This window comes from Psychrobacillus sp. NPDC096623 (genome assembly GCF_044762655.1).
Classification (GTDB): Bacteria; Bacillota; Bacilli; order Bacillales_A; family Planococcaceae; genus Psychrobacillus.
This window is the reverse complement of record NZ_JBIWER010000001.1, coordinates 655,723-668,135: the sequence shown is the minus strand read 5'-3', so window position 1 is coordinate 668,135 and position 12,413 is coordinate 655,723. Positions and strand designations below refer to the sequence as shown.

Genomic DNA, 12,413 nt, shown 5'->3' with positions numbered 1-12,413 from the left:
ATAATTACAACTCTCCATCTGTCCATGTGGACGAATGGAGAGTTTTATTTTTAATAATACATGTCGCATGTAAAATTTTGGGGTTGAATAAAGTGTAAATAGAATGTATGTGGTGGTTATAAAACTTTATGTGTCGGTTATATTGTTTTATGTGGCAGTTAACAGATTATTAGTGGTGGATATAGATCTTTATGTGGTAGATATAAGTATTTATGTGGTAGAGAGCGTTATTATCGAAGCGTCCCTGTGATAGAAACAATTCTACACTATTCTGACAATTTACTGCAATTCCAGAATATATGAAATTTGAAACCCTCCATCCGTCACTTTGGACGAATGGAGGGTTTTTAATTCGGAATAAACTCCGTTCCGAGAATAAATCACGTCGAGCGAGAGTAACCAACCGAGGAACGAGAGTAAATCCTGCCGCTCCGAGAGTATCTACAACAGAAGAGAGAGTATTCGCAGGCTGAGCGAGAGTAAATAGTAATAAATGAAGAAGAGGATTAAATTTTAGTGTAGAAGCGGAATAAATTCCCGTTCCGAGAATAAAATCACGTCGAGCGAGAGTAACTAACCCAGGAACGAAAGTAAATTCTACCGCTCCGAGAGTATCTTAAACAAAAGCGAGAGTGTTCACAGGCTGAGCGAGAGTAAATTTTCGGGCTTCCCCGTGTTAGACAATAGTCCTCTCCATTTGAAAATAGAATCATTTTTGTTATTTCAATGTAATATTTTGTGATTTTATGACGAGATACAAATTATTTTGTAGAGAGTGGATTTAGTGTGATAGAGAGACGAATTAAGACTCATCCAAACGAACTAAATCCATTCAAAAAAAGTTTTCTTATAAATCTTTTTGTAACCAAAATGTAATATTATAAACTATTTAAAATAATTTGAAAATATGATAAGTTTCTTATGTGCATAATTTACTAGGGAGTTTATAAAAATTGTAAAGTCCTTTAAATTATGAGATATGAAAAGGGGAGGAAAGAAAATGGGGATGAAGAAAAAAAGTATGTTACTAGCTCTTGCTGGAACATTAGTACTTAGCACTGCTTCTTTCAGCGCACCAGTTCCAACAGCCGCTAACGTATTGAAGAAACAGATTCCAACGCTTCAATTGCAAAAGTCGGTAAGCACAGTACCTCAGCGACTGATTGCACCGGAAAATCCAAGTGAAACAGTTCGAATCATCGTGGAGCTTGAGAAAGCACCTGCAATTGATACTGCTACTAAAAAAGGTGTTCTTTATAAGAACCTTCCGAAGTCACAACGAAAAAGTGTGGAAGCATCTATTGAAGCAGATCAAAAAAATGTAAAAGAAAAAGTAAAGCAAAATGCCAAAAAAGTTAAATTCAAAGAAGAATTTACAGCTGTATTCAATGGATTCTCCGCTGAAGTGGAAGCGGGAGATGTTGCAGCCATTGCAAATACAGAAGGTGTAAAGGCAATCTATGAATCTACTGAATATACGAGACCAAGTGCTGAGCCAAACATGATTCACTCGAAAGAATTAGTACAAGCTCAATTGGCTTGGGATAAATATGACTTCAAAGGGGAAGGAATGGTAGTCGGCGTTATCGATACGGGTATAGATCCAAGTCATCGCGATATGATTTTAACGGATAACGCATCCGGCGACATTACAGCTGATGAAGTGCAAGCTTTAGTGGGAGACGGTTCTATCGAATCGGGTAGATACTACTCAGCTAAAGTTCCGTACGGATACAACTACATGGACGGAAACCAAGAAATTCGGGATCTGGGACCAGATGCTTCCATGCATGGGATGCACGTTTCTGGAACAGTTGGAGCAAATGGTGATGAAGAAAATGGAGGGATTAAAGGAGTAGCCCCTGAAGCTCAACTTTTGGCACTTAAAGTATTTGGGAATGACCCATTATTTCCTTCCACATTTGGAGATATTTACGTAAAAGCTATGGACGATGCGATTAAGCTTGGCGCAGATGTGTTGAACATGTCACTTGGATCGACTGCTGGTTATGTCGATAACAGCAATCCTGAACAGCAGGCGGTTACACGTGCACAAGACAATGGATTGTTAGTAGCCATTTCTGCGGGTAATTCTGATATGTTAGGTTCTGGATACTTCTATCCATACGCAGAAAACCAAGATTATGCATTAACAGGTTCACCTTCTGTTTCGGAAGATTCATTTGGTGTGGCATCGTTTGAAAATAGTATGATCACGGCTTCTAGTTTCAAATATAAATTTGATGGGGTGGAATCTGGTCGTTCATTGTTCTTACTTGCAAATGACCAAAATCCGAACGATCTTCCTGAAGTAGAATATCAAATTGAATTCGCAGGTTTCGGTAGCCCTGCTGAATTTGAAGGGAAAGATTGGACAAACAAATTTGCATTAGTTTCTCGTGGAGGGTTTTCTTTCGTTGAAAAAGGACTAAATGCACAAGCGGCTGGTGCTGCTGGTATCATCGTATATAACAATGCTGCAGGAACAATTAATATGGCATCTGACCCAGCGATTAAAATTCCATACATGTCCACACTTCAAGCGGATGGATTAGCAATCAAAGCAGGACTTGATGCTGGAAAAGTCGTAACAGTAGGTTTCGATGGTCAGTATTTAGATACACCAAGTCCTACTGCTGGGAAAATGAGTTCATTTACGTCTTGGGGTCCTACACCGAATTTAGATTTCAAACCTGAAATTACAGCACCCGGTGGAAACATCTTCTCGACATTAAATAACGACTCATACGGTTTGATGAGCGGGACTTCAATGGCAGCTCCACATGTGGCAGGTGGTACGGCGCTAGTGATGGAACGTGTGAATGAAGAGTTCGGATTAACTGGTGCAGCACGTGTTCAATTAGCCAAGAATTTATTGATGAATACAGCTTCCAAAGTGGTATTTGCTGAATATGACGGTATAACAGAATATGTATCACCACGTCGTCAAGGTGCGGGTATCATGCAGCTTGCGAATGCTTTGGAAACGGATGTTGTGCTGACAGACAAAGCAACTGGTGTAGCAAAAGTAGCGCTAAAAGAAATTAACAATGGACACTTCCAGTTCACTTTAACAGCGAAAAATTACTCGGATGTGGAGAAAAACTATAATGTTGACGTTCAGCTTCAGACGGATTATGCATTAACTACATCTGGATATGATGTCGTTGCACCAAATATTGTAGGATCTAATGTTGTTACGGATGCGGTAAATATAGATGCACCAGAAACGGTAGTTGTTCCGGCGAATGGGGAAGTGGAAGTTCGAGTGTCCGTGGATGCGTCTGCATTGAAAGATATGAAGGACTTTAAAACATTCGTAAACGGATTCTTCATTGATGGATTCGTATCTCTAATTGACCCGAACGAAGAAACAACAGGAACCGTACCATTAACAGTACCTTTCTTTGGATTTAATGGTTCGTGGGATGATGCATCCATTTTTGACTACTTTGCATGGGAAGCGGAAAGTTATCATGGCATGCAAGCTTTAGCTGATGAACAAGGGAACTTTATCCTTGGATCAACTTATGGTCAAGGTATCGACCCATCGAAATTTGCATTTTCTCCAAATGGGGATGGCAACGTGGATAAGGCAATTCCTGTTTACTCTCTAATGCGTAATGCGAAAAAATTCGAAGTAAACATATTAGATGCAAAAGGCAATAAACTACGCACAATTCGTACAGAAAACAACTTAACGAAACATTACTCGGCTACAGCACCTAACTTACCGTACACATACAACCCTGTTTATGGGTGGGATGGATTAATCAATGGCAAAGCAGCTGTAGATGGTCAATACCAAATTCAGCTACGAGGAGTCATTGATTTTGAAGGAGCAGAATGGCAATCTATTGAATACCCAATCATCGTGGATACAGTGAAACCTTTAGCAGACGTAAGTTATGACAAGAAAAAACAAGTTATCTCCATTGCTAAACTTATGGACAATAAAACAGGTGTAGGTATTGACCGCGTAGAAGTTCTTTTAAATGGGAAAGAAGTCGCTGAAGAAGCAACGCTTGAAAAGTACACATTTGAGAAAAAAGTTTCAAAAGATGACAAAGTTGAAGTTAAAATTTGGGACATTGCTGGTAATGTTACAGTAAAAGAGTTTAAAGGTCATGGCAAATCTACAGATGAAGTAGGAGTTGAAGACCCTGCAGACGAAGCTACTCCGGGCGAAACAGATCCAGGTAATCAAGATGACTCAACACCGAACGAGCCAGAGTCAGTTGAACCAGTCATCTATATCAATACACCTGAATTCTTCAGCTACCATAAATCATCTAAAGTAGTTGTTGCTGGTACTGTTGAAGACGATTCTAATATTGCATCGTTAAAAGTTAATGGACAAAATGTAACAACTTTTGATGGGGAGAACTTTACACACACATTGATTCTTGAAGATGGTGTACAGTTTGTCAATGTGGAAGCAATCGACGAATTCGGAAATGTAATGGCAATCACACGTAGAATTTTCGTTGATACAACAAAACCAACAGTGCAAGCCGTTTCTAAAACCGTTCCGAAAAACGTATCATCGAATGAAGCGAATCCCGTTATTCAAGTGAATGTTGGGGACAATTTCGATGAAATCCGCCTATATCTAAACGGTAGTGAAGTTTTCTACAAGCCAATTTCCGAACCATATGAAATGCTAGGTTATAACAAGACAATTAATGTCGAGCTTCCAATGGTTTCTGGCAATAACACGTTTGAATTAAAAGTGGTGGACCTTGTAGGTAACGAAGCTACACAAATTATTAAAGTGTCAAAGAAAAAATAAATTTCCAAACCCCTGGGTTAGACACTATTCTGATAATTCACTGCAATTCTAGAATGTATGAAAATTTGAAACTCTCCTTCTGTCCCTTTGGACGAACGGAGAGTTTTTCATTTGGTAAAATAATTGGAATAAACCACTGTTCCGAGAGTAAAAGCACGACAAGCGAGAGTAATCAGCCTTGCAACGATAGTAAACTCACATCTCCGAGAGTATCAACAACAGAAGCAAGAGTATTCGCAGTCGGAGCAAGAGAAAATGGTAAACGAAGGATACGGCTCGCAATCACAACAACTAGAACATTTAAAATCAATCTATCAATGACCTTGTTAACAGGGGATTTATTCCTGTACACGACCACCAAATCTCCAAAAACCTCCAATCAAAATATCATTCACTTAATTTCTTCATAGCATGACCCACTTATTCATACACTGTATTAGTATCACGTTATGCGTCAGTACACCTGATGCTTTAACAAAAACCCTAATGATACATGTAGAAAGGATGCGGTTTTAAGAACATGTAGAAATGTTGTTGCACAAATTTGCTAACTGGGGGAAATCAAATGAAGAGGAAAAAATTATTTAACAAAGTCTTTAGTTCATTCCTAATTTTAATGATGGTTTTTGCATTGATGGCTCCAACGAATGCGTTTGCTAACACGGATAAGAAACCGTTCAAATCGCAGGAGCAAAACGAAAGCACACTAGAACTAAAAGCAGCTGTTGCTGAACAACTTAGTCTAATGAATATTGGTCCAACCCTTCACGAAAGCTTACAAAATGTATCAGGCAATCAAGATGTTGCAGTCATCGTACACTTATCTGAGAAGCCTGTAGCACTTGAGCAAGGGATGAGCCAAGTGAAAGGGAAAAAATTTTCCAATGCTCGAGCAAATGAAGTGCGTGCTAATGTAAAAGCACAACAAGCAAAAGTAAAAAAAGAATTATCTGCTAAAAAAGTACAGCTGAAGGAAGGATACACATTTGATACTGTATTAAACGGATTTGCGGCAACAATTAAAGCGGATGATCTTCCGAAACTTCTTACAGTACCAGGAATTACATTAATCGAACCTGATGCAACAGTTTATGCATCAGAAGAAAGTGCGTCCAAATCATCAGAACTTTTAAAAGATGAAACACTAGAAGCACAAATGAATACAAGTATTTCATTCTTAGGTATCGAAAAGCTTTGGGATGAAGGAATCCAGGGACAAGGGGTTAAAGTAGCGGTACTTGATACAGGAATCGATGCAAATCATCCAGAGTTCGCAGGCATTTATAAAGGCGGAAAGAACTTTATACCAAACTCATCTACCTATACGAGAACCCGTGCGGACAATGATGCTTCGGAAACTTCTCCTTTAGAACGTCCTGCAGGAACACCTGAATTTAATGCTACTGGAAGTGCATTCTATACTTCTCACGGTACGCATGTTGCTGGAACTATCGCAGCAATCGGTGCAAATGAATTCGGTATTAAAGGGATAGCACCTAAAGTGGACCTTTATATGTACCGCGTACTCGGAGCATATGGAAGTGGAGCTACTTCTGGTATTGTGAAAGCAATCGACACAGCTGTTATTGAAAAGATGGATGTTATTAATCTATCCCTTGGTGGCGGTGCTAATACAGAAACAGATAGCGGATCTTTTGCGATCAATAACGCAATGATGGCCGGGACAATTGCCGTAATCGCAACAGGTAATTCAGGTCCTAACCGTGGAACGATGGGAACTCCAGCTACAGCTCGTTTAGGTATTGCAGTAGGTAATACTACGAATCCTGAAACAATGTATAACGGAGAAGTTAAAGTTACAGTTGGAAACTACAACTTAACAAAGCAACTTCAATTAATGGGTACTACTTTTGGTAAAGATTTAGCAACACAACTTCAAGGTGAATTTGACTTAGTAGCAGTTCCTGGAAACGGGGAAGCGAAGGATTATCAAGGAATCGATGTAAAAGGCAAAGTTGCATTGATCTCACGTGGTAGCATTGCATTTGTCGATAAAATTGCATATGCCAAAGAAAATGGAGCAGTTGCAACTATTATCCATAACTTTGCAGGAGGTACGAATGCACCAAATGCATCTGGTGTATTCCTAGGTGACTCATTTGAAATTATCCCAACGTACGATATGTCCCAAACAGATGGGGATGCAATCCGTGTTGCCTTAGCAAGTGGAACAGGTAAAGTAAGCTTTGGTAAGTTTACTTCCACGAAAACACTTGGAGATGAGGTAAATGATTCGAGTTCACGTGGACCTTCTACACCAAACTTTGATATCAAGCCGGATGTAAGTGCGCCTGGTACGAATATTATGTCAACAATTCCAATGTACAAAGCAGATTTCCCAAATGCAGTTTATAATGAAGCTTATGATCGCAAAACTGGAACATCAATGGCTACACCACATATCGCAGGGATCGCAGCACTTGTAAAACAAGCAAATCCAAATTGGAATGCTTTTGATGTAAAGGTAGCACTTTCTAATACGGCAAAAGTGCTGAATAAATCAAAATATGACGTGTTCTCACAAGGTGCTGGACGTGTTGATGCATATGCAGCAGCTCACCCAACAGCACTTGCTTATGCACTTGATAAAGCAGTACTAGACGGTAGTGGAAAAATCGTTGACAACTTAAAAGGGACTGTTACTTTTGGTCCGCAACCACTTACAGAAAATCGTTCTGTTACAAAACAAATTCTAGTAAAAGACTTGAAGGGTGCTGGAGGCTCTTATCAAGTAACAGTTGAAACGACAAAAACATTTGGTAATGCGAAAGTGACGGTTGATAAACCGACTTTCACGTTGAATGGCGAACAACTGTTAAACGTTACGTTAACTGCTTCAAAAGCTACAGCACCAAAAGGTTCTGAAATACTAGGATATATCCGTATTAACGGTGGAGGTTCCGAAATTTCACTGCCATTTGCAGCTGACTTAAGTAGTGCAGTAGTCGCTACGGAAATTAAAGACATGAAAATTACGGAAACGGACCTTTCTTTTAATGGAGACGGTGTGAAAGATTCTGCTGTGCTTTCATTCACGTTGACGGGTAATGTGACAACAAACTATATCGAGATTTGGGATATCATGAATCCTGAAGGTGGAGAGTTTGGAGACGGCTATATTGGATACTTACACGCAGGTTCTTCACTTGCAAAAGGATCCTACACGCTTCCTATTAATGGACAGTACAAACCATGGGGCAGTGCGCCTGCAACAACGATTCCAGATGGTTTATATACAATTGACTTTTCTGCAAATTCAGCTACAGGACCTATTGGCGCATACGTTGGTCCAGTTATTGTTAAAACAACGAAACCAGAAATTAGTGGATCTGTTAAAAATGGTGTGGCTACGGGTCAAGTAACAGATAAGTATATCGACTACAATGAAGAATTATATTTAAATGGTCTAGATTACAACTTAAATGATAAATTAAAAGCTTCGTATATTGCGACTGTGAACGGTGAAGCACAAGCGTCAGTTGCATTTACATTGAACCAAGATGGTAGCTTCACATTCCCAGTAACAAAAGATACAAATTCTGTATCGGTAGTAATTAAAGATGCTGCTGGAAATGTTGGCGAAGCACTAATTTACGAAAAAGAAGTTGTGGAACCGGTAGTGACACTTTCTGTAAATCCAACTGAGCTAGACCTAACAGCTGGAGAAACTGCACAACTTACGGTAAAAGAAACGTCTACGCCTGAAGAGGGTGATGCAACTGAGGAAGACGTAACTTCAAAAGCTTCGTATGTTGTTGCGGATGAAACTGTTGCAACAGTGACAAATGGATTAGTAACTGCAGTAGGAAAAGGTACAACTACAATTACTGTTTCATACGGTGGTAATGAAGTATCTGTAAACGTTACAGTTAAAGCACCTGTAGTTAAGGAGCCAGTTGTAACATTAGAAATCGACCAATCGCAGGTCGAAACTACTCCTGGTAAAGACGTAAAAGTTACTATTAAAGAAGTAACGACTTTTGACGGTAAAACGACTGAAAAAGATGTAACAAAAATTGCAACATACAACGTTGCGCATAATAACGTAGCTTCTGTTAAAGATGGTGTTGTAAAAGGCAAAGGTCCAGGTAAAACAACAGTTACTGTAGCGTATGGTGAGTATACACTTACGTTTGACGTGACTGTAGTGAACCCAGGAAAAGGAAACAATAAGTAAATAATAATAAACCGTCCTAATAGGTAGAAATGAACTGCTCCCTAAATTTCGGACAGTATAATAAAAGCAACCTACTATTTATGCAGCTATCAGATGGCTTCGGTATTCCACCGGAGTCATCTGTTTTTAATTCCATAGTCTTCTGATTCATTGTAGAAGATCATGTAGCGATCGACTAGTTGTATTAGTTCTTCAAAGGTATTCATATGTTTATATTCCATTTCATCTTTTGGCTTATAACGGTTGTCGTTGATGTTCATTAAAATAAATTTTCATAAATGTAACTCTCATTCCTATATCTAGTAAATACCAAGCAACACTGCAATACAGCAGCTATCGAAGTGACTGAAGGAAATATCGCAATCACAGGCAATTTATTAAGTACGGAAGATTGAAATTAGATTAAAGCAGATGGAGATAAATCAATTCCTTATCGAATTACTTTAGTAAAAGATACTGCAACAGCATAATAATTTCTCTGATATTTATTTAGCAATTAAGGTACCCAGAATTATCGGATAAGGAAAAACTGACTTTGTTTTATATGAGCAAGTATCGGAAGAGTTGCAACGCGTCAAATAACCCACACCCTCTAACATTCCAGATGTTTTGTGATAATCACAATAACATCAAAAGTTAGGAGGTTTGGAGAAGCATCCCTGTGTTAGAAACAATTCTACATTATTCGGACAATAGACTATACTTCGTTATTAAATAAGCGAACTCCAAATACCGCCCACTTGACAATCAGTTGGGCGGTATTTATTAAGCACAAAATAATTAGGTAGGTACAATTAGTAAAAATTTCAAACTATACTTTCTTCGTAAGCGTCTATTTATTTGACGTTACTATTAAATTAAAGCAAATTACTTTTGAAGTTCTTGGAAATTCAGTACGTAATAATGAGTATACTAAAGCATATCATATGGAAGAGGTATAGGAATTAATAATAGGAGGAATGTAACTGTTCTGTTCTTCGTGTGGTTCTAAGATGGTTGATGCAGCACAATTTTGCTCTACCTGTGGGAAAAAGATCATCCATCAAGATGATGATGTAAAATTCAATCCACCTAAGATTAGGGAAAAAAATCAACCTGATCATGATAATCAGAATCTTAAACTATTTATCGGTGAAAAAAAGCAACATTATTACATCCGAAAATGGTCAAAAATGAACTCTTGGAACTGGGCTTCATTTTTCTTTTCACTTTTTTGGCTAGGTTATAGAAAAATGTATAAATCAATTTTCTTGATTCTAGGAATTTTTATAGTAATTGACCTAGTTGTTGCAATACTGGGAATGGACGATGCCATTCTTGATAATGCGATAGGCTTTGCTGTTTCATGTACTCTCGGAATTTGCGGCAACAATTTATACAGACTCCATGCATTAAAGCGAATTCGTGAATTAAGAGACGATAATCTAACTAATCCTGAATTATTACTAGACGAAATTCAGTTAAATGGAGGAACTAGTTGGAAAGGGGCTTTTGCATCAGTTGGTTTTTTTTCCATTTATGTTTTAATAGCAATGTGCATTTTCAGCTTTGTTCCAGCTTTAAACAGTACGACAAAGGCGGAGAATGATGAAGATTATGACACTGAATTGGAGATAATCGAAGTTCTTGAAAGTAATATGCAGGCTCTGGAAAGTGAGCATGTAGATGACTATATGGCTACCGTGTATGAAGATGAAGACCAAACTATTTATGAAGAAACAAAAAAGATGGTAAAAGATCTATTTGCAAATTTTGATTTAGCTTATGAAATGAACGACTTTGAATTTTTATCGATTTCCAGGCAAGAGGTTAAAGTTCGCGTTACGCAAACAACAACTCTTATAAAGGGGGAAAACTTCCGTAATAATGAATCTGTTTTCATACATACACTTAAACGACAAAAAGAACAGTGGAAATTTAGTGAAACAGAAGTCGAGTCCGTGAATTATTTAGGAGAAGCCCAATCCGTACAGATTAATGAGAATTCCATTTCTAATGAACTAGCATACATCACCTTAAAGGCAGATAGTATGTATGATTTTTTTATTACAGAGGAAATGGACGTTAATGATGATGGTTTCCTTGAAGTAGTTACTTTTAAGGGGGGACCAGAGGTAGGTGACAGCTATTTAAATGAACAAGTAGAGATATTAGTTGAATTTGAAACGGGTGCTGTATCATCACTTACAGTTGATGCAGAAAATGCTCCTACTCTATATTTATATGATATTAATCTAGACGGTTGGATGGAGTTATTCTATGAAACAGGTTACCGACTAACTGGAACGGATATATATCAATTCACCCCAGACGGCTTAGAATATGTAGATACTTTTGTTGGTGCAATTGAAAGGTTAGATGAATATGAAGTATATACGAACAAGAATTATTACACATTAGATAAAAATCTGATGGTTACCAACCATCCAGAAGTGGAAAATGATGAGATTATCCAAAATGAAAATACCGTTTCCAATGAAACAACGATTGATTTAAGTCAAGTGCAGCAATTATCGCTTGGTGTTACACAAGAGGATTTTCTGAATAATTTTAAGGAGTTTTATAGCGAGAATTTATTGAAGGTGGAGAGTGGTGCATTAATTACGGATTATGAACTTACGGAGGACAATGAAGGTACGTTCACTTGGCAACTAGAGGAAGACGTTTACTTAATTGGTTCTATTAATGCTGATAACGTTTTAAAGAGGGTTGCTATCTATAGCGAACATAGTAATCCAAAAGAAGCAGAAGCAGCAGGGGAATCTTCAAGGATTTTTGTAAGTGCTGTATATGCACTCATATATGCATTGGGTGATGGAGATAACATTGAAATTATTATGCAAACTATGATGGACCAGCAATACAATGAGTTCAAAGTTCAAGGGGAGTATATTTCCAATGAAATAAAATATGTAGATTATTCGTCGGATACAGAATCTATATTTCAAGCATTCCATGCGGAGGATAGCTTGGATTAAGAAAGGGTCCCTGTGTCAGAAACAAAGATAGAAAATGCCTTTCCGACTTCTTTGTCAGAAAGGCATTTTCTATTTCTTCGACTGAATTTAGCAATCAACATGGAGGTCTTGGACCATGGCATGAGATGTTCCATTTTTAGGTTGTAATCCATATCAAGCTGTGGAAGTTCATTGAAAAGATATTGTAAATATGTAAGGGTCAAATAGTTTTTATGGTTATATTAATTTTCTGTGTATTTTCTTATTTTTTTGAGGTGAAAAATTATAGGGAAATTGCTTTACGAAAAAACTCAATAATCTAAGCCAGGACCAAAAACGCCCAATTGACGAAACAGCGAGCGTTTAAAAATGCGATTTTATGTTAGAAACAAAGCAAAGCTAGGGTTCACAATATTTCTCATTTATATCCACATGGAATAATATGCTGAATAAACTCTTTGATTTA

At 37.8% G+C, this 12,413-nt stretch carries 4 protein-coding genes; 3 read left to right on the top strand and 1 reads right to left on the bottom strand.

What is annotated here, in order from left to right; all coding sequences use genetic code 11:
- Positions 1-1,000 precede the first annotated feature (1,000 nt).
- A complete protein-coding gene (locus ACIQX2_RS03180; RefSeq protein WP_402846874.1) occupies positions 1,001-4,792 on the top strand; it encodes a S8 family serine peptidase in 3,792 nt (1,263 codons plus the stop codon).
- Between the two features lie 172 nt (positions 4,793-4,964).
- Here ACIQX2_RS03180 and ACIQX2_RS03175 read toward each other — a convergent pair whose 3' ends face one another.
- Positions 4,965-5,144 carry a hypothetical protein gene (locus ACIQX2_RS03175; RefSeq protein WP_402846872.1) on the bottom strand — a complete coding sequence of 60 codons (180 nt, stop codon included), beginning with the start codon at positions 5,142-5,144 and terminating at the stop codon, positions 4,965-4,967.
- A 213-nt stretch (positions 5,145-5,357) separates the two neighbouring features.
- Between ACIQX2_RS03175 and ACIQX2_RS03170 the strand changes: the two genes are divergently transcribed.
- Together ACIQX2_RS03170 and ACIQX2_RS03165 are read left to right on the top strand one after the other, a co-directional pair.
- A complete protein-coding gene (locus tag ACIQX2_RS03170; RefSeq protein WP_483880195.1) occupies positions 5,358-8,990 on the top strand; it encodes a S8 family serine peptidase in 3,633 nt (1,210 codons plus the stop codon).
- Positions 8,991-9,982: 992 nt separating this feature from the next.
- Positions 9,983-11,968 carry a DUF2628 domain-containing protein gene (locus tag ACIQX2_RS03165; RefSeq protein ID WP_402846870.1) on the top strand — a complete coding sequence of 662 codons (1,986 nt, stop codon included), beginning with the start codon at positions 9,983-9,985 and terminating at the stop codon, positions 11,966-11,968.
- Positions 11,969-12,413 lie beyond the last annotated feature (445 nt).

Excerpts from the sequence above, each read along its gene's own strand:
- ACIQX2_RS03180 (WP_402846874.1), top strand. The coding sequence starts at position 1,001 with ATGGGGATGAAGAAAAAAAGTATGTTACTAGCTCTTGCTGGAACATTA.
- ACIQX2_RS03170 (WP_483880195.1), top strand. The coding sequence starts at position 5,358 with ATGAAGAGGAAAAAATTATTTAACAAAGTCTTTAGTTCATTCCTAATT.
- ACIQX2_RS03165 (WP_402846870.1), top strand. The coding sequence starts at position 9,983 with ATGGTTGATGCAGCACAATTTTGCTCTACCTGTGGGAAAAAGATCATC.